Consider the following 17,933-nt stretch of genomic DNA (forward strand, 5'->3'; position numbering starts at 1 on the left):
GTAGGGCTCCGGGGGCCGCCACGACCGCGATCGCGGGCCTAACCCTCCGGAGCGTCACGCCTCTGCTCCCCTAATCCGTCGATGAGCTGCTCCTGAGTCTCGGAATCAACCGCAACCGCTGGCTGCCGCTATTGCAGAAGCGATGCGGGTAGCGCTGGGCGCCCCCGCACGATCGCACTTTCGCAAACGCGGCAAGGGGGTGGTCTTGCGGGCGGACTAATTCCATCCATATACCATCTGTTCAGATGGCAATAGGATGGTAGTAACAATGGCCGGCAACGTGCACGAAATCCGACCCAAGCCCTCCGACTCGGAAAAAATCACGATCAATCTTGGTTTTGTCGATCTCGGTCAGGTCGACCTGATGGTCCAGGAAGGCTTCTACTCGAACCGGACCGATTTCATCCGGACCGCCATCCGCAACCAGCTCGAACGCCATGCCGACGTGGTCAAGCAGTCCACGGCGCGAAAAAGCCTAGACCTGGGCTTGCGAAACTACAGCCGCGAGGATCTCGAGGCGGCGCGGCTGGCGGGCGAGATGCTGCACATCAATGTTCTGGGTCTCGCCACCATCGCGCAGGACGTCACGCCCGAGCTGGCCCGCGCGACGATTGCATCGGTCTCTGTGCTGGGGGCCCTGCATGCCAGTCCGGCGGTCAAGTCCGCTCTCGCCGACAGAACGAGGTAAGGTCATGTTGAACCAGGACATCATTCGCGAAGCCACACGCCTCACACGCTCGGGCCAACTCGTTGAGGCCACCGCGCTGCTTCAGCGCATGCTTCGGGGCGAGAAAGAGCGCGGCGCTACCGCACCGACGGCCGACCACGCCGCCCTTGCGTCAGGACGAGAGCCGCCAACCATCGACGCCAAGGCGAACGCCGCCGAGACGAGGCGTCCGCGTCGGGCGGCCCAGCCGGCAGTGGATATCGCCAAAAACCTCCGCGGGCTCGGACTGGGAGGAGCCCTGAGGCGCGCTCCGCCCTCTCTGGCGGACATCGTGCCGCACGGCGCCAGGTTCATCGAAGGCACCTACGCAAACGCCGCGGGAAGCCGCTCCTACCGGCTCTTCATCCCCAGCGGGTATCACGGCCAGGCCATTCCGCTGGTGGTCATGCTCCACGGTTGCACGCAGTCGCCGGAGGATTTCGCCGCTGGCACGCGGATGAACTTCATCGCCGAAGAACAGACCTGCTTCGTTGTCTATCCCGCGCAGCGGGCGGAAGCGAACCAGGCGAAATGCTGGAATTGGTTTCGGCCGGCCGATCAGCACCGCGGTGGCGGCGAGCCCTCGCTCATCGCCGGCATCACCCGCCAGATCATGTGCGATTATTCGGTCGATTCGGAACGCGTTTACGTCGCCGGACTGTCCGCCGGGGCCGCGGCCGCGGCCGTCATGGGATCGACGTACGGCGATCTGTACGCGGCGATCGGCGTTCATTCCGGACTGGCCTGCGGAGCAGCCAGCGACCTTCCCTCCGCGCTGATGGCCATGAAGCAGGGTGGCGGACTTGAGGCAGCGCCGAGCGACGGCCCGCACGTGCCGACAATCGTCTTTCACGGTGATCGCGACACCACCGTGCATTCCAAAAACGGCGATCGGATCGTCCGACAGTCGATCGGCGGATCCCGCACGAAGGCCAAGGTGCATCGCGGGCGGGTACCTGGAGGACATGCGTACACTCGCACGGTCCACACCGACGCCGGCGGACGCGGAATCCTCGAGCATTGGGAAATCCACGGAGCCGGACACGCATGGTCGGGGGGCAGCCCCGCCGGCTCCTACACCGATCCGGACGGGCCGGATGCAACGAGGGAAATGCTGCGCTTCTTCCTCGAGCACTCGCTCCCGCAGGGGCGGAATTGAGGTGGCATCCGCTTTTCATCCCGGTGATGGGAAGCGGACGTCGCGTCTGACCTTTACGCCAATCAGGTCTTCGGCTTCTGTTCCGCTGCCGCCTCTCGAGCCATCCGCTCGGCCTTCAGACGCTCCCGGTTTGCATGGAATGCCTGCTGAACGCGTTCATGCTCGGAGACCGGCACCTTCGCGCTCGTGTCGCAAAACACCTTTCGGGCTTCCCGCTCGGCCGCGGTCGGCGTCCTCCGGTCTGATGTGCGATTGTTCATTGCTCCCTCCTAGGGGTGCAAACGGTCCTTGCGCTATGTTGCGCATTCGGACCGCCAACCTAGGGGGTAGGTTTTCCCCCGGCGGGGCTTTTGGGGCCGGGGGCATGGATTCGACTCTTCGCGACCCCATTCGTTCCAATCCCCTGGTGTCTCGAAGATTACGCCGACTTCCGCTCCGCCTTGGCTGGTCTTTTCGCCGCCGCTTCCTTCGCCGGCTCCTTGCCCTCGATCGACATCAGCATTTCCTTCTGGCCGGCTGCCGCCTTGCGCGGCTTCTTGGCCGGGTTGGCAGCCTTCGCCGGCGCGGCCTTCTTGCCGCCGGATCGGCCCAGCGCCTCCATCCGGTCGACGACGTTGGTCGCCGCGGGCTTCGACTGGGCGTGATCGGTTTGCCGACGCGCTTCTGGTTGATGAGGTCGATCAGCGCGGCGTCGTACCGGCTCGAAGCGGCCAAGTCAGAGTGGTCGAACTCCTATCTCAGGCGAATGTCGCTCGAACCATTTTGATTTCTGGGATGGCGGTTAGCTCGCTGTAGACGAAGAAGCCCTGGAGATGGGCCGCTTCGCGAGCTTCGACAGCCAAGCTATCGATGCTCGCGAAGTTTCAAGCCCTTTAGCGATATGCGCAAGAGGCAGCACCGCTCATGCAAGCTTGGGTCCGGTCCGACCACTAGAGCATCGAAAGCACAACAACTCCATGTTCGAGCTCGCCTGAAGCAAGGCGTGCGCGTGCCATACGTTCGAACTCCGTTCGATGCTTGTGTAAATAGCTGAACGCCTGCTTCTCAGTACTGAATGTCGTCGCAAGCCGGCACATCTGCCGATCTGCGCCGAACGCGAGAAAGAAGGTGATCGTCCCGCCGCGCTCCGATCTAGCTCTACGCAAGACGCCCGGCCTGTCGCATGATCGGCTCCCTAGATTTCGGCGTTTGCCTTACAGGCCACTAAACCCGCGGCTTTCTCGGGCGCTTCTTCGGCGGAGGCGCTGGCAACGGCGCCTGAAGGACTGCGTCAGCTGCTTCCTTGGCCTCACGAACTTCTCGAAGCCGCGCCATGTTCTTACGAACATCGATGGCCTGCTTTTCGACATCGGCCAATGCCCGCGCTCCCTCTTCAGCAGCCAAGCGCTTGCGATCGGAACGCGCGATGGCTTCAGATGATGGCTCTGCCGGCTTCTTGGCGGTCATCGCTCGCCTGGCTCCACAATGACAAAACCCGCTCAATCCAACGATTGAGCGGGCAGAGGGGCCGTTCCAGTACATCCGTGAAACGGCGCCACGATATCAAGCCAGCGAGAGGTTCTCAGCGCTGACTTTGCCTCGCATCTTGTCGGTCTTGGCCTCGAAGTTGACCTTTTGGCCCTCTCCGAGCCCGGAAAGACCAGCTCGTTCAACAGCGCTGATATGAACGAATACATCGTTGCCGCCGTCGTTCGGCTGAATGAAACCGAAGCCCTTTTGGCCGTTGAACCACTTAACAGTACCTGTCGTCATTTTCTTCTCCAAAGCGCAAAAGCGCATACCGCGCGATGATCGCGCAGTTATCTTCAACTTCGTCGATGTCTTTGGAAAAGGAGCCCGCGGGCGCATTCAACAAGGCACAGCGGCTAATCGAACAACGCTAATATACGTCAGTTTTCGGATTTTGCAAGGAGGGAACCAATTAGTGTCGTCCTGTCACTTCTGTCGAGATGTGAGAAAGAGTTTATCGATTGACAGTCGTCAACGCGAATGATCACGTTGATGCACCAAGCTGCATTGCTGTTGCAGGCAGACTAGCACTTCGCGAACATCGCCGCCGTTGCCCTGAAGACCGAAATGAAGCTCCTGCGCATTTGGCTGCCTGCAGGACGTATCGCGTTTGCAGCCCAGCGAGGAGACTCAATTGCAGGTACTTGTCAGAGACAACAATGTTGAGCAGGCGCTCCGTGTTCTCAAGAAGAAGATGCAACGAGAGGGCGTCTTCCGGGAAATGAAGCAGCGCCGCTCCTACGAAAAGCCCTCGGAGAGAAAGACCCGCGAGAAATCCGAAGCTATCCGACGAGCCCGGAAGCTTGCCCGCAAGCAGGCGATCAGGGAGGGATTGCTGCCCGCGCCGCCAAAAAAGAAGCCGTTTGAGCGGAAGCCGCCTTTGCCGGAGGTCAAAGCACGAGCGGAGTAGAAGGAGGCCCGCGTTCCGGAGAACGCCGCACGTCAACTGACGTTGCTTGTCGGACCTCGTGCTATCAGGGCTACGTCACCTGTGAAGCAGCGAAGATTCAGCCGTGGCGGTCCCATCATCCCTATTGCCTGAAATCGATGCCTCGCAGCACAATGCCTGGCGGCGTGCCTTCGAACTCGGTCGCGCGATACTTGCTTGCCGCACGGGCTTCGATGCGATCCCGCAGCCGCGTGAATTGGGCTTCCCGCTGCTCGGGTCTGACTTGCGGCCCACCCTCGATGGCGTCCATCGCAGAGGTCGAGATCGCGCAAGGAATCTCTCTGGCGCCGTCATGCATCGAGAACCGCACGATCATCCGGTCGTATTCGTGGGCGATAAAACGGCCGCTGGTCAATGTCATAGGTTACTCCGTTGCGTCATCGCGAGTTGGAAGGATCCGCCTCCCAAGGCATATCGTTCGCTGCCTTCCGCTTCGCGGCCGCAACGAGCATGACACCGCCTCAGCCTTCCCCCGACAGCCGGGCGAACTCATCGAACAGCGCAGCCACCAAGGCGCGGTGGCGCGTGTCCTCGGCAGGGAGGCTTGCAGCATAGAGATTGAGCAGATGCCGTGCCTTCACCGCCGCCTCCGACCAGGAGCCAGCAGGCACCGTCATCATGCGATTTTCCAGATCAGCTTCACGCTCCCGCAATTCGCGCAGATTAGTCTCGACCTCGGCCAGCGCCCGGCGCAAGTCCGTCGCCTTCTGCGCGGCCATCCCGCGGTGCTTGTCAAGGTCGACCGGCTGATCCGTCATGGACTGATGCTCGCGTCTACGGCTCGCGCATGCGCAAGTTTAACCGAGCCGGCCGACAGCAACTCCGTGGGTTTGCACGAGCCCTCGACGGGCACGGTGATCGTCCTGGCAGTGTGGCGACAGGCTGAGAAGCTCGGACTCTCGATCGCCTCCTCGTCCGTGAGGACCTTATAGGCCCCAGCCGGTAAGACACGCTCGCTCCCGCCGATGCGGAAAGCGACGGCTTCTCGCCGCGAGCGGATGGTCATGCATGCCTGCCTTTCGCAAGTGACGCCCCAACCGACGCTGGCGATCACGACCATGCTCCCGTTGCGTGGTAATAGCCAGCACTATCGTCACCAGGGCGAACGAACGTCGCGGCGCGACCGTCGCCTGCAATGCACATATCGCTCGCTACTGGCTCGTCGCGGGCGTAGGATCGCTGCCATCACCGCACTTCTCAACGGCTTCGACCGGTGACTGAGGGTCACGTGTGCTCCCGCCGAAGGCTTCGCAGGAGCATTCGATGCCGCGTTTTCGCATTTCGGAATGGATAGTGCCGCCGGTGATCGTTCCGTTGTTTCTTCTGCTTCTCGTGTGCGGAGCCGCCTTCCTCAATGGCTAGGGCAACACGTGTGCCGTATCTCGTCAGCGGGACCAACGAATACGGCAGCTCCAATCTCGGCCGCGGCACTGCGACAGTCGCGCTGCGCCTCGCACGGAAACTGCTGCGTGAAGGCAACATGGACGTCAGGGTCTGTACCCCGCGTGGACGCGTGCTGCAGTCGGACGAACTCGACGAACTCAAGCCGCCAAAGGAGAGCGACATGGCGAAGGGCCAGCAACGCGGCAATCGCGAAGCCAAGAAACCGAAGAAGGAAAAAGCCAAGGTGATCGCCGCGGCCCCGAGCCGCAAAGAGGCAGCCTGACAGCCGGACTTCGGACCTACAAAGAAGAAGTAGCGAAGAGCGGATGGCGAGCGGCGGTGCTAGGGCCTCACCGACGGCTCCGGCGTGATCCATCGGACGGCTGGCCGTCGGCCTATTGCCAAAGCGGTCTGGGTCGAAGTGTCTTGGACCAGTAGCGGCTGCCGGCCGGCACTGTCGACAATCGGGTTTGAAACCAACCCCCATTGGGCGCATTTAGCCCCAGCGCGAGGCATCTCGCCACGAGCGAGCGATTGAATGGCACGATCCTTCGAGACACGCGTCTATCTCGTCCGCGTCCTGACCGACGACCGGACGAGCAGGCTTTGGGTTGCCGCAGGATCATCTTCCGAGGACGCGGTGCACCTGGTTCTAAACGCCATTCCTGAGGGCTGGTCCGCCTCGCTGGCGCAGGAACAATTGACCTCCGCCGAAATGGAACGGCTCAATTTGAAACAGGGCGAAGTCCACGAGATCACACGCACCATCCGCATGTGTTGAAGGCTAATTTGAGTTGGCTGAGAAGTGCGGCGCCCGACAAAAAGAGGACTAGCGGTCCGGCGAATAAGAGCGCATGCTACCACACATCACCGGCCGAGGCACTGTCCGTAGGCGTCGGTGGCTGAGAGACCGATTGTGCTCCCGCCTGCAAGGCAGAGGAGCACGCGATGTCAATCTATTCGTATGATCACGCAATACTCGCACGTTCCCGCGAAGTGATTCGCCAGTCTCTCGAACTACTCAGATGGAGCGAGACCTGTGTTCGGCAGCATTGGAACAATCACATAGGTGAAGGCGCTGAGCCGCAGAATGCCACATTCTTGGCCGATGCAGCGAACGACCGACGATCTTTTGACTAGAGCGGAAGCGGCCATCGCGGAGGCGAGAGCTCTTCGTCATGAGCGCGAACGTCTCCTGGCCACGGCTCGAAAGTGGACCTGCGCCCCTCAGATCGCCGTGCGACAAATCCAAACCGGGCTCTATGAAGGTGACGGCTTTATGATCGGTCCGACCACCAGACGGTAGTTTGGGACCCAAGCGCTGTTCCAGCTTTCCAGCGTGTCCCCGCAATAAATGCATTCGAAGCTATTTACTTCCCGCGCTGGAGCCGTTGCTTCGGTGCGGTGATAGACGGCTCCGCATTTGCAGTTTCGATGCTGCTCTTTCATGCAGCAGGCGTACGCCGATTCGGGCCCAGCGGCCATCTGGACGATGGTAGATGTGGCCACAACTCGGGCCCTGTCGCGAGCAATTTCCAGAGCGACATCGCGCGCGGAGTCATTTCGGTTGTGCGTAAGCCCGTCCCTCGGGCCCGCCCGACCCGCGCGCGCTAAGGAGGTCGGCTTTGGGACGAAGAGCTCATCAAGTGGTTTGTGCCCGGGACTTTCAAGAAGTGAAAGCGATAATCTTCTGACGGGCGATGCAGCGTAACATGACGCCCCTGGCCGAAAATAACGACGTCGCCTTTTTTTTGATCACGCAATTCGGACGCCTCGCAAGAATAGGAGCGCACTGGATGTTACGCTCCTTGCTCACGTTCACGAGCTCTGCTTGCAATGTACAGTTGGTCATAAGCAGGAATGACGTCGAGTGAAGCGTGCGTTCGACAATCTGACTTACGTCACAGTGTGATTTTTGAGCCCGCAGGGTGAGCCGACCGCAGTTTTAAGAGTAAGTGAGTTGAGCGGCCACTCTCCTCCTTCCGGAAGCTGCAGACCTGCGTAGTCTCTTCTAAAAGCGCTGGTGATCCGGCCGCCAACAATCCGGCCTGTGTCCAGCTTCGGTCCACGCCCGCCTGTCAGAGCTTGGGGTGACGCAGAAGTGTCCCCAATTTCTCGCTCAATTGCTCGATCGAGAACGGCTTACCGAGCGCGGGCGCATCCCGGAACTCCTCCTCCAGCGGCGGTCCGCCATAGCCCGTGCTGAACAGGAACGGAATTTTTCGATCGCGCAAGATGCGAGCTACAGGAAAAACCAGCTCTCCAGCGAGATTCACGTCAAGGAGCGCCAGATCGAAGGATGTCTTTGTCGCGAGTTCGCAGGCCTTTGATACGTGCGCCGCTGACGCGACCACCTTCAATCCCAGTTCCTCGAGCATGTCTTCGATCATGAGGGCAACCAAGCCTTCGTCCTCAACGAGGAGAACTCTGGTACCGGAGATCTCAGCCATTGGATGCCGGGAGCATAATGGGAAACACCATGCGGCAGCGTGCGCCCTCTGGCTCGAATTCCAGATCGAACTCGCCTGCCAGGTCATGCTCTATGCAACGCTCCATCAGCCGCGTGCCAAATCCACGCCGCTTGGGAGGCGTAACCGGTGGTCCCCCACGTTCGCGCCATTCGCACTCGACCGTGCTTTGGTTGTCTCTGCCCACCCGCCAAGTGAGTGACACTGATCCATCCGGCAGGGAGAGCGCGCCGTATTTCACCGCGTTGGTCAGAAGCTCGTTGAAGACCATCGTGACGCTCAGCGCCGTGCGCGCGTCCAGATCCACGTGCGGCCCCTCTGTCATCACCCGTCCCCCTGACACCGGAGCGACGATATCGCCAACCAACTTTTCGAAAGGAGCATCCTGCCAGTTTCGCTGAGTAAGCAGGTCGTGCGCTCTGGCAAACGCAAGGAGGCGTCCCGTGAAAGTCGGCAGAAACTCCTCTAGATCGGCGGCATGGCGAGCCGTCTGACTCGCGAGCGACTGCACCGTCGCCAAAGTGTTTTTCACACGGTGGTTCAACTCATCGATGAGGACCTTCTGAGCGTTCTCAGCGCGCTTGCGCTCGCTGATGTCGACCAGCATGTTGATAGCCCCGACCAGGTTGCCTGCGGCATCTCGAAGCGGCGTCGGATAAGGAATGAAGGGCACGCGTCCGCCATCCGGGCGCTCGGCCACCGCCTCCGCACCGCGAACCGGCCGGTTTTCACGCAACGCTACCGCCATCGGGCATTCATTGTGCGGCAGCGGCGAGCCGTCAGGCCAATAGAGTTTCCAGGTCACGCACCACTCATCGCCCGGCAGCGGCGTTCTCCCAGCCATCTCCACCGCGGCGCGATTATAGAAGTTGATCCGGCCGTTTGCGTCGGTCGTGTAGATGGCTGCCGGCAGCGCCTCGAGGAGATCGCGCATGCGCTGCTCGCCTTCACGCAATCGGTCCTCCAGCTGCTTGGTGGCGGTGACATCCTGGGCAACCCGCACGCCGTAGAGAAAGCGGCCCTCCGTGTCGCGCACCGATGAACTGAAGATGTCGAGATGCCGCACCGACCCGTCAGGCCGGAGTGCGCGCTTGCGAATGGTGTAGTTCGCGATGTCGCCGCGCACCTGCCGCGCGTACAGCTCGGCATCCTCGGCATGGTCATCGGGATGGGTATAGCCGAAGAAGGTCATTCCGAGCAGCTCGTCGCGGGAGCGTCCCGTGATGCGGCAAAGGGAGTCATTCACCCGCAAGAAGTGGCCGTTCTCGTCGATCTCGGAAATGCCTACGCTCGCCGCCTCATAAGTTGCAGCAAGCCGGGTTTCACTGGCTTGTCGCGCTTCCTCAGAAGCATGCAATTTGGTCACGTCAATGGTGAAGCAACGCGTGTTGACGAACTTGCCCTCCACGAAGCGGCTGTTCGATGTAATCAGCACATGCTTGACCGAGCCGTCACGCGCCCGTAGCCGGGCCGGATAGCGATCGAGCCGCTCGCCGCATGAGAGGCGCTGAAGGATATCGCCGATGGTCGGAGCGTCGGCATGAAACTCCGCCACATGGCGCCCGATGTACTCCTCGGGTCTGTACCCCAGCATGTCCAGTTCGGCTTTGTTGGCACGAAGGATGATGCCTTCGCTGCTGACGATATGCAGCCCCACGGCACCGTTCTCGAAGAAGTCCTCCAGATCCTGCGTTGTCTGGCGGACTTCCTCCTCAACCCGCTTGCGTCCGGTGATGTCTTGGAAGCAATTGATGGCGCCTTGGATTCGGCCAGAGTGGTCGCGCAAGGCGCGGATATTGACCAGGGCTGTCAAGCAAGAGCCGTCCGGCCGCGCCATGATGACTTCGGCATTGCGCGTGGGAGTACCGAGGCGAAGAGCGGTGGCCATCGGACAGTCGGCATGTGCAAGCGGCGTTCCATCGAGCAGATAAAGTTGATGGGAGCCGCAGAAACGCTCCTTCTTGGCGATATCAGGTGTTCGGCCCCACAATTGGACGGCCTCGGCATTGTAGGCGATGAGGGCTCCCTCGGCGTCACAGAGGTACGCCGCACCGGGAAGGGCATCAAGAGCGGCGCCACCGGCAGCGACCAGCGCCTCGAACTCCGTCGGCTGACGACGAAGGGAGAGCGGAAATTCTTCGACATTCGACATTGGAAACTGCTCTCGGGGCGAGAGACGGAGGGCCCGGTCCGAACCCGCTGTTCGAAAAAGGACATGGGCAGACGCCCCCGTTGGCCCGCCGAACCTTTCCCAACGTCCTCGGGGCGCAACTGTTCCTGAATGCCTCGTTTATTCTTGTTATGTTCTACTGCGCCCCAGAGCGACCGACCCGCAAGCTGGCGCATGCCGACAACGAAACTGATTGAGAAATGGGCCAAGGTGCGGATCGCCGGCCGCCGCTCCTTCGCCATCAGCATCGGGATCGCTCCAGCCGGGACGAATCCTTCGGCCCGCCTGCTCGGTCCGGGCGGTTAGCTCGAAGCAGGGATTCGTGATCGGCGATCCCCCGCCTGGGATCTCTCCGGACGATGCCGCCGCCGAAGTGAGCGATGTCCTGGAGTCAATCGGGGACACATGCCCAGAATGCCCGCCCGAGTCCGCGAGGTAGCGTCATCCCCTTGCGCGGCTCCTGCATCCTCCGATAGCACCGGTCTCCAACAAACATTCGGGCGAACCGTCTGCGCCGGCCCGCGCTGCGATCGGCGCCGGGGGGCGACATGGCCAAGCAGCGGAACCTGTCCGACGACGAGATCGACATCGTGAAGGCGATGCTTCGGAAGGGCTGGCGAAACGACGTCATCCATTACTACTTCAACAAGCCGGACCGCCTGATCAGCTCGGGTCGCATCACGCAGATCAAGAACGGCAAGTACGGGGCTTCTGTGGAGGAGGCGCAGCCGGAAGTGCTCGAGGCCTTTCTGGCCGCCTGGCAGGACCCGAAAGCCAAGGCGCCTCCGGCGCCTTCTTCGGTGGACATGCGCATACTTCGTTCATGTTCGTCCGCGAAACCGGCACGTGGCGGCTGGCGGGCGGCGAGACGGACCGCATCGAGTGCAAGGCGGGCTTCCGGCTTCAGCGGGAGGATCGGTTCTCGAAGGCACTTCGCGCGATCGCGGGCCTGGCCAACAACAAGGGCGGCTACCTCCTGTTCGGCGTCACAGACGCGACCTACCAAGCGGATGGACTTTCCGACGACGTCTTCACGAAATCGGACATCTCGCTCCTCAACCGAATCCTGGCGGGTGCCCTCGATCCCGTTCCTCACGTCACGAAGGGCCTTATCGAGCTCGGCGGCAAGCAGGTGGGCGTGCTGTATGTGGAAAAGCACGATCATGGTCCAGTCATCGCCATCAAGAACGTCGGCCAGGACGTGAAGGAAGGAGGCATCTATTTCCGGTACGTCGGGGAGACCCGTCTTATCAAGCCGGGAGAGCTCAGGCAGATCATCGCCGCGCGCGAGCAGCGGGCGGTCGCCGAATTCAGCGCGCGCTTGAACCGCGTTGCGATAGGCAAGGAAGCGACGATCGATCTGGACTCAGGCGAAGTCGCCGGCACCAGCGGCAAATTCCTCATCGACAAATCCTTGCTTCCGAGCATCCAGTTCGTGCGCGAGGGCGAATTTGATGAAAAGAAGGGCGCGCCGGCGCTCAGGCTGATCGGCGACGTCGAACCGGTTTCGGAGGTCGACAGGGAGCGAACGAGGATCATCCGCGAGAACGTGACCCCCGACGCGGTCGTCCGCAACTTCCTACGGAACGAGAAGGTCGCGGAGCCGATGCAGTACATCCACTTCTAGGCTCACGCCCAACGGAAGTGGTTCCCCGCATGGTTCTACATCGACCAGACCCAGTCGCCCGCGGCCGAGGTCCCGGAGGATCTGCGCAAACAGGTCGCCACCTAACCGTCGTCGCGCGACGCATTGGTCGACCGACTCGCGGGGAAAGACTCGGCCTTCCGCCGATCCACCGGGAAGGCCGAAGCGCTGCGCGCGAAATTAGCGCGGGAAGAGATCAAGGCGCCGACCGACGTCGACGGAGACGTTGTTTTCGCCGGCGCGGTACAAGCCCTGCCGACGACGGTGAAGTCGAAGGATCTTGAGCGCATGAGAACGATCCTTCTCGACTGCCTCGGCGCCTTCGCGCTCGTGTCGCGAAACATCTTTCGCGCTTCCCGTTCGGCCGGGGTCGGTGTCCTTCGGTCCGATGTGCGGTTGCTCATTGCTCCCTCCTTCGGGCGCAAACGGTCCTTGCGCTATGTTTGCGCATTCGGACCGCCAACCTAGGGGGTAGGTTTTCCCCCGGCGGGGCTTTTGGGGGGGGCGGGGGCATGGACTAGACTCTTCGCGACCCCATTCGTTCCAACCCGCTTGGTGTCGCGACGATTACGCAGACTTCCGCTGCGCCTTGGCCGGCTTCTTCGCCGATTCCTTCGCCGGCTTCTTGCCTCGATCGACATCAGCATTTCCTTCTGGCCCGCCGCCGCCTTTCGCGGCTTCTTGGCCGGCTTGGCAGCCTTCGCCGGCGTGGACTCCTGCCCGGCGGACCGGCGCAGCGCCTCCATGAGATCGACGACGTTGCCCGCGGCGGGCTTGGACTTCGGCGTGATCGGCTTCCGGCACGCTACTGGTTGATGAGGTCGATCAGCGCAGTCTCGTAATGGTCCTCGAACTTCTCGGGATCGAAGCGCCCCGCCTTGACGCGATGGCCGAGGCGTCGGACGCCCATGACGCCAGGATGGCGCGCTTCTCGGAAAGGCTGAGATCCGGATCAGACACCGCGTCGCACGGGTGCTCGAAGACGGTGCCGGGGTGAAGTTTCTGAGACGAGCTGAAGGTTGCCGCGCGGGTTTTCCCGCGCGGCTCGATCAGACCTGGCCGCTGTCCGGTCAGGCGGCCTTGGATTCGATCTGGGTCACGTTGCTCCGGGCGGAGCCGTTGATCTCGATCCGGCGCGGCTTCATCGCCTCGGGGATCTCCCGCTGCAGGTCGATGAGCAGCAGCCCGTTCTCGAAGCGCGCGCCCTTGACCTCCACGTAGTCGGCCAGGGTGAACTGACGCTTGAAGTTGCGATTCGAGATGCCGCGATGCAGGAAGGTCTTGTCTTGCTTCTCCATCTTCCGGCCTTCGAGCGTCAGCACGTTGTGCTCGGCGGTCAGCGCGACTTCGTCCGGCGAGAAGCCGGCGAGCGCGACCGAAATCCGGAAGCTGTTCTCGTCGAGACGTTCGATGTTGTAGGGCGGATAGGTTTCCTCGGCGGTCCGCTGGACCTCATCGAGGGCGTCGAAAAGGTGGTCGAATCCGATGCTCGACCTCCAGAGGGGAGTCCAGTCATACCTCATATCCAAATCCTCCTTGGAGCAAGATGGGTACGAGCAGGCTCCGGACACCGTCCGGGCGCCCGTCTCAGTCGCGCGACCCCGAAGGCATCCCGCGACGTCGGAAAAATTTGGAATCCGGCAAAAAGTTTCAAGGGGCTCGGCGCGATTTTTTGTCGCCGACGTCGGGATGGTTAATGCTTGGATGCCACTTGGTCCGGCGGGCGTCGTGCGCGACACTCCCCGAGCTGGTCGTCGAGGATGAGTACCTCATCGCAATGGAGCTGGATGCTACGAGCGGCCGGATATATGTCTCGGAAGCCAGGTTTGGGAGGCACCCTCCTTCAACTCTCCATAGGCGCGGTGAGATGTACTCTCAAACCTGTCGGCTCATACTTCAGCTCCAAGGTGCCGCGTAGGCCCTGCACCGCGCTGATATCGATCAGCCGCGAGCCGAAGCCGGTGCGAGTAGGCGGGGTCACAGGCGGCCCGTTTTCTTCGTGCCAGTCCAGGTGAAGAACTGTCTTGTCCTCCTGCCCCGCAAGATTCCAGGAGACATGCACGAGGCCGCCTGACCGCGAGTAGGCTCCATACTTCCAGACGTTGGTCATCAGTTCATGCAGAATGAGGCTCATCGGCACAATCTGGCGCGGACTGAGGGTGACGACGGCCCCGGGAGCGATGCGGCACCGATCGGCCGCAGGCCTCAAGGCTTGCTCGACTAGGGCGCGCAGATCGGCTGGAGCTCCGCCGGCGAGCGCCAGGCTCTCGGCTTCGGCGACTGCTTGGAAACGTCCCAGAAAGGCATCCCGGTAGTCCTTGGCCGACCGGCCTTCAACGTCCGTCTGACTGGCAAGGGATCGCACTATCGCGAGAAGGTTCTTCATCCGATGGCGCGTTTCGGCGAGGAGAACGTCTTTTTGAGCATCACCGACCCGCCTGTCGGTGACGTCCTCGAAGACGAACAGAATGCTCGTGCTGTTGTTGTCGGGGTGCACCAGGCGACGCGCACTTACCAGCATCGTGCGTCGGCCGATGGCTGGGAAGTCGGCGGTCACTTCGTATCCGACAATGGCAGCAGACCTGGGAATGATCTCGCCGACCAGGCCGGCGCCCGAGTTCGGCGCGCTCGGTGCGGCCGAGACATCCGGCTTGGTGGTCTGAGCGAATGCGGCCGGAGCGGAGATCGCCAGAGCGAACACAAGAGCACTCGCGATGGGCCTCATGTTGAATCCTCCACTGAACGTTTCGGAAGCGCGGATTGCGACTGCCTTGAGCCCGAACGTCCGGTTGCCTCAAGCGTTCCTAGTCGTGGCGCGCTGATGCGATCACACGGCCCGCTTACGCAGACCTCCGCTGCGACCTGGCCGCAGGCTTCTTTGCCGATGCCTCCTTCGCCTTCTTGCCCTCGATCGGCATCAGCATTTCCTTCTGGCCGGCCGCCGCCTTTCGCGGCTTCTTGGTGGGCTTTGCGGCCTTCGCCGGCGCGGCCTCGTTGCCGACGGACCGCCGCAGCGCCTCCATCAGATCGACGACGTTGGTCGATGCTGGGCGCTCCTTCGGCGTGATCGGCTTGCCGGCGCGCTTCTTGTTAATGAGGTCGATCAGCGCGGTCTCATAGTGGTCCGCGAACTTCTCCGGCTCGAACCGTCCGGCCTTCTGGTTCACGATGTGCTTGGCGAGATCCAGCATGTCCTTCGTGACCTTCACGTCCTGAATCTCGTCGAAATACTCCTGCTCGCTACGGACTTCGTAGGGGTAGCGCAGCAGCGTACCGACGAGCCCCTTGTCCATTGCCTCGAGGGCGACGATGTGCTCGCGGTTGGTCAGCACCACGCGGCCGATGGCGACCTTGTCCATCTCGCGAATTGTCTCGCGGATCACCGCGAAAGCGTCGTGGCCGACCTTGCCGTCCGGGCGGACGTAGTACGGGCGGATCAGGTAGCGCGGATCGATGTCGGCCTTGTCAACGAACTCGTCGATCTCGATGGTGCGAGTGGACTCCAGAGCGATCTCCTCGAGCTCCTCTTTCGAGACCTCGATGTACTGGCCCTTGTCGAGTTCATAGCCTTTGACGATGTCCTCGTTAGGCACCTCGTCGCCAGTGTCGGCATCAACCTTCAGGTACTTGATGCGATGTCCGGTCTGCCGGTTGAGCTGGTTGAAGCTGATCTTCTCGGACTCGGAGGTGGCCGGATACAGCGCGACCGGACAGGTCACTAGGGACAGACGCAGGAAGCCTTTCCAGTTGGCACGCGGGGCCATGTACGCAGAACTCCGTTGGGGCGGGCCTGGATTCAAGACGAACGAGGCGGTCCGGTTCCGACATGGCCGACGGGCGGCGGGAGCATTTCACCCTGCGAGGGGTATCGCCCGGCCCCGGCGTCAGCGCACAGCGGCGTGCTCGAGCTCGAAGCGAAGGCCCACCCGGAGAACGGGGCCTGCGTCATCCCGAACTTCGATCGCCAAGTTGCGAACCTCGGACCTTGGCAGTACGTCCTTGGCGAAGTCCGCCATGGCCCGGGACGCCTCCCGCTTCACGCCCCTCGAACGAGGCGATCTCCACCCCGACGTCGTCGAAGACGAAGTTCTCGTTATCGGAGGTATCGAAGTAATAGCGCGGCATTCACGAAAACCGGGTGCGACGGCTGCCGTTCCTAGGCGCCACGCTTTCGGCGCGCCGCGACCGGCGCGGCCAGATCATTCCTCGCGCGGGGCGGCATTTCCCGATTCGAGCAAGTTCAGCGCGGTCTCGATCTGCGCGAGCAGACGCTCGATTTCCTCGCGCTCGTTCGGTCCGGCACCGTTCTCCAGTCGCTCCATGAGCGCCTGCTTTCGCGCGAGCAGGTTTGCGACAGTCGACACTTCGCACCTCCCATGTTCGGTAACAATAATGGAGTTGGTGCGTCTATGAGGAACTTGCCAGTCCCAGCGTCTTCCAGGCCGTCAGACCAGACCGCCCTTCCGGACCCCTATTTCGCCGGCGGCCGCAGCGGGCCGTCCACCCACTTCCGGGCGGCGGGATCGTGCAGCGGGTCGTCGTCGCACTCGGGACAGACGTAGCGCTCGCCGCCTCTGCCGGCCGCGTCGCGAACAAGCTTCATCGGCCGCCCACAGTGCGGGCACGGCTTCCGGATAGGTTGCAGCATCGACATTTGGCTTCCCCCGCCGCAGTTAGCCTATACCCGACCGCGGCGCGGACACAAGCGAGCTCTTGACGCGAACCGCGTCGCCCAATCAAATCCAGCTTCGGTGATGTTGTGGGGTGGCGTCATGGAAGAGTTCTACAGCTGCTTCGCGCAGCAGGCGCGAGATCTTGCGGAGAAGGCGGACCCGTTCACACGAAGACGGCTGCTCGACCTGGCCAAGAGGTACGAAGCAAAGAGCAAACCCGGCGGGAGCGCCTGGCCCCTGCCGCCGCCGCGCACCACGCCGCCGGCGACACTCTTCGCCGGTCCGGGCGAGGCATGAGGAAAGGCGACTCCGCCGAGGTCAGGTGCGACGCCTGCAATGGCGCTGGGTACCAGCCAGCGCGCGAGACCGAGCCTGGTCGCAGGATCTTTCCGGGCTGTCGAAGTGCGGCAGCAAGGGGCGGATACGGGAGCCGGAGTGACCGCGCCGGAATCAGCGGCCGACCGCCCTCGGCCGCCGCGGTCGGAACGATCGCCGGGCAGCCCTCGGGTCGATTCGGACCAATCTGTTCGTGAACTAACGATCGCTCTTGCCGTTGTGCCGCATCCGGACCGCCTTCGACTGCGCGCGCGGAAGGGACAACATGAGGACCGATTCCTGCCAGCAATGGGATTCAGGCAGCAGCACCGAGGATCGAACCTATCTCGAGTCGCTGATCAAGGAGGATTTCGAGCGATGCCATCCCGATGACACGTTCGAGGATCTCAAGCGGCGGGCGTCGTTTTCCAAAGAGGACAAGGGACTGTTGCGGGATTGGATGGCGGTCGCAGCGGCTCGCGCCGCGGCCGCGTCTACGGCCAAAGCATAGCCACGTTGCGGGCTCGCCCGAAGGATTGGAAGCTCACAACGATCCGGTTCAAACCGGCGAGGTCCCGCTATCGAGTAGCTGCGAGACCGCGGCAGCCAATTGCGCCGGCGCAAAGGGCTTCTGAATCAGGACGCTGCCGTCGACGCCCTGCGATTGCCAGTCAGGCGAGCTCGCGCTCGTCATGTAGACCACAGGAAAGCCAGGCGTGATTTCCCTGATCTGCCGCGCCAGCTCCCAGCCGCTGATGCCGTCACCCAGGTTGACGTCCGTCAGCAGGACTCGACATCCCTCGCGGCCATCGCAAAAGGTGCACATGGCCTCTTCCCCCGAATGGACCGAGCAGGTCTCGAAACCGCCGTCGGACAAGGCGTCCTCGACGAAGCTTGCGATGAGAGCTTCATCCTCCACGACCAGAACACGAACGGCATCACTCACTTTCAAATCT

At 62.2% G+C, this 17,933-nt stretch carries 23 protein-coding genes and 2 pseudogenes; 10 read left to right on the forward strand and 15 right to left on the reverse strand.

The window, feature by feature from the left end:
• Nucleotides 1-268: 268 nt before the first annotated feature.
• Nucleotides 269-688: a CopG family transcriptional regulator gene (locus tag AAFG16_RS09365; RefSeq protein ID WP_342738920.1), complete on the forward strand. Its 420-nt coding sequence runs from the start codon at nt 269-271 to the stop codon at nt 686-688.
• Between the two features lie 4 nt (nt 689-692).
• A complete protein-coding gene (locus AAFG16_RS09370; RefSeq protein ID WP_342738921.1) occupies nt 693-1,865 on the forward strand; it encodes a PHB depolymerase family esterase in 1,173 nt (390 codons plus the stop codon).
• Nucleotides 1,866-1,927: 62 nt separating this feature from the next.
• Here AAFG16_RS09370 and AAFG16_RS09375 read toward each other — a convergent pair whose 3' ends face one another.
• From AAFG16_RS09375 to AAFG16_RS09395, 5 genes and pseudogenes are all read right to left on the reverse strand, one after another.
• Nucleotides 1,928-2,125: a hypothetical protein gene (locus tag AAFG16_RS09375; protein WP_342738922.1), complete on the reverse strand. Its 198-nt coding sequence runs from the start codon at nt 2,123-2,125 to the stop codon at nt 1,928-1,930.
• 158 nt (nt 2,126-2,283) lie between these two features.
• Nucleotides 2,284-2,561, reverse strand: a pseudogene (locus tag AAFG16_RS09380) (Ku protein); the annotation flags it as partial.
• A gap of 233 nt (nt 2,562-2,794) precedes the next feature.
• Nucleotides 2,795-3,010: a hypothetical protein gene (locus tag AAFG16_RS09385; protein ID WP_342738923.1), complete on the reverse strand. Its 216-nt coding sequence runs from the start codon at nt 3,008-3,010 to the stop codon at nt 2,795-2,797.
• 58 nt (nt 3,011-3,068) lie between these two features.
• Nucleotides 3,069-3,311, reverse strand: a complete 243-nt coding sequence (locus tag AAFG16_RS09390) for a transcriptional regulator (protein ID WP_342738924.1) — start codon at nt 3,309-3,311, stop codon at nt 3,069-3,071.
• 96 nt (nt 3,312-3,407) lie between these two features.
• Complete coding sequence (locus tag AAFG16_RS09395; protein ID WP_342738926.1) at nt 3,408-3,617, reverse strand: cold-shock protein; 210 nt, start codon at nt 3,615-3,617, stop codon at nt 3,408-3,410.
• Between the two features lie 391 nt (nt 3,618-4,008).
• On the opposite strand from AAFG16_RS09395, the gene rpsU reads away from it, so the two are divergent.
• Nucleotides 4,009-4,284 (forward strand): 30S ribosomal protein S21, encoded by a 276-nt coding sequence (rpsU, locus tag AAFG16_RS09400; RefSeq protein ID WP_342738927.1) that lies wholly within the window; start codon nt 4,009-4,011, stop codon nt 4,282-4,284.
• A 121-nt stretch (nt 4,285-4,405) separates the two neighbouring features.
• On the opposite strand, the gene AAFG16_RS09405 is transcribed toward rpsU, so the two are convergent.
• Both AAFG16_RS09405 and AAFG16_RS09410 read right to left on the reverse strand, forming a co-directional pair.
• Entirely contained in the window at nt 4,406-4,684 is a 279-nt protein-coding gene (locus tag AAFG16_RS09405) for a DUF1488 domain-containing protein (RefSeq protein ID WP_342738928.1), read from the reverse strand.
• A gap of 100 nt (nt 4,685-4,784) precedes the next feature.
• Nucleotides 4,785-5,081, reverse strand: coding sequence for a hypothetical protein (locus tag AAFG16_RS09410; protein ID WP_342738929.1), 297 nt, complete (start codon nt 5,079-5,081; stop codon nt 4,785-4,787).
• A 596-nt stretch (nt 5,082-5,677) separates the two neighbouring features.
• On the opposite strand from AAFG16_RS09410, the gene AAFG16_RS09415 reads away from it, so the two are divergent.
• Together AAFG16_RS09415 and AAFG16_RS09420 are read left to right on the forward strand one after the other, a co-directional pair.
• Nucleotides 5,678-5,989 (forward strand): hypothetical protein, encoded by a 312-nt coding sequence (locus tag AAFG16_RS09415; RefSeq protein WP_342738930.1) that lies wholly within the window; start codon nt 5,678-5,680, stop codon nt 5,987-5,989.
• A gap of 255 nt (nt 5,990-6,244) precedes the next feature.
• A complete protein-coding gene (locus AAFG16_RS09420; RefSeq protein WP_342738931.1) occupies nt 6,245-6,487 on the forward strand; it encodes a hypothetical protein in 243 nt (80 codons plus the stop codon).
• A gap of 1,297 nt (nt 6,488-7,784) precedes the next feature.
• Here AAFG16_RS09420 and AAFG16_RS09425 read toward each other — a convergent pair.
• Nucleotides 7,785-8,096 (reverse strand): response regulator, encoded by a 312-nt coding sequence (locus AAFG16_RS09425; protein ID WP_342738932.1) that lies wholly within the window; start codon nt 8,094-8,096, stop codon nt 7,785-7,787.
• A gap of 52 nt (nt 8,097-8,148) precedes the next feature.
• Nucleotides 8,149-10,326: a PAS domain S-box protein gene (locus AAFG16_RS09430; RefSeq protein ID WP_342738933.1), complete on the reverse strand. Its 2,178-nt coding sequence runs from the start codon at nt 10,324-10,326 to the stop codon at nt 8,149-8,151.
• Nucleotides 10,327-10,518: 192 nt separating this feature from the next.
• On the opposite strand from AAFG16_RS09430, the gene AAFG16_RS09435 reads away from it, so the two are divergent.
• The 3 genes from AAFG16_RS09435 to AAFG16_RS09445 all read left to right on the forward strand — a co-directional run bounded on the left by AAFG16_RS09435 (nt 10,519) and on the right by AAFG16_RS09445 (nt 12,457).
• Nucleotides 10,519-10,650 carry a hypothetical protein gene (locus tag AAFG16_RS09435; protein WP_342741120.1) on the forward strand — a complete coding sequence of 44 codons (132 nt, stop codon included), beginning with the start codon at nt 10,519-10,521 and terminating at the stop codon, nt 10,648-10,650.
• Nucleotides 10,651-11,167: 517 nt separating this feature from the next.
• Entirely contained in the window at nt 11,168-11,971 is an 804-nt protein-coding gene (locus AAFG16_RS09440) for an ATP-binding protein (protein WP_342738934.1), read from the forward strand.
• Nucleotides 11,972-12,094: 123 nt separating this feature from the next.
• A complete protein-coding gene (locus AAFG16_RS09445; RefSeq protein WP_342738935.1) occupies nt 12,095-12,457 on the forward strand; it encodes a hypothetical protein in 363 nt (120 codons plus the stop codon).
• Between the two features lie 99 nt (nt 12,458-12,556).
• On the opposite strand, the pseudogene AAFG16_RS09450 reads toward AAFG16_RS09445, so the two are convergent.
• The 5 genes and pseudogenes from AAFG16_RS09450 to AAFG16_RS09470 all read right to left on the reverse strand — a co-directional run.
• A pseudogene (locus tag AAFG16_RS09450) lies at nt 12,557-12,869 on the reverse strand (Ku protein); the annotation flags it as partial.
• A gap of 190 nt (nt 12,870-13,059) precedes the next feature.
• Nucleotides 13,060-13,512 carry an Hsp20 family protein gene (locus tag AAFG16_RS09455; protein WP_342740880.1) on the reverse strand — a complete coding sequence of 151 codons (453 nt, stop codon included), beginning with the start codon at nt 13,510-13,512 and terminating at the stop codon, nt 13,060-13,062.
• A 320-nt stretch (nt 13,513-13,832) separates the two neighbouring features.
• Nucleotides 13,833-14,714, reverse strand: coding sequence for a sensor histidine kinase (locus AAFG16_RS09460; protein WP_342738936.1), 882 nt, complete (start codon nt 14,712-14,714; stop codon nt 13,833-13,835).
• 115 nt (nt 14,715-14,829) lie between these two features.
• Complete coding sequence (locus tag AAFG16_RS09465) at nt 14,830-15,753, reverse strand: Ku protein (protein WP_342738937.1); 924 nt, start codon at nt 15,751-15,753, stop codon at nt 14,830-14,832.
• Between the two features lie 435 nt (nt 15,754-16,188).
• Nucleotides 16,189-16,353 (reverse strand): hypothetical protein, encoded by a 165-nt coding sequence (locus AAFG16_RS09470; protein ID WP_018321672.1) that lies wholly within the window; start codon nt 16,351-16,353, stop codon nt 16,189-16,191.
• Between the two features lie 408 nt (nt 16,354-16,761).
• On the opposite strand from AAFG16_RS09470, the gene AAFG16_RS09475 reads away from it, so the two are divergent.
• Both AAFG16_RS09475 and AAFG16_RS09480 read left to right on the forward strand, forming a co-directional pair.
• Complete coding sequence (locus tag AAFG16_RS09475) at nt 16,762-16,959, forward strand: hypothetical protein (RefSeq protein ID WP_342738938.1); 198 nt, start codon at nt 16,762-16,764, stop codon at nt 16,957-16,959.
• Nucleotides 16,960-17,263: 304 nt separating this feature from the next.
• Nucleotides 17,264-17,488, forward strand: coding sequence for a hypothetical protein (locus tag AAFG16_RS09480; RefSeq protein ID WP_342738939.1), 225 nt, complete (start codon nt 17,264-17,266; stop codon nt 17,486-17,488).
• A gap of 48 nt (nt 17,489-17,536) precedes the next feature.
• On the opposite strand, the gene AAFG16_RS09485 is transcribed toward AAFG16_RS09480, so the two are convergent.
• Nucleotides 17,537-17,923: a response regulator gene (locus AAFG16_RS09485; RefSeq protein WP_342738940.1), complete on the reverse strand. Its 387-nt coding sequence runs from the start codon at nt 17,921-17,923 to the stop codon at nt 17,537-17,539.
• Nucleotides 17,924-17,933 lie beyond the last annotated feature (10 nt).

The sequence above is a fragment of the Bradyrhizobium sp. B117 genome, from assembly GCF_038969555.1.
Taxonomy (GTDB): domain Bacteria; phylum Pseudomonadota; class Alphaproteobacteria; order Rhizobiales; family Xanthobacteraceae; genus Bradyrhizobium.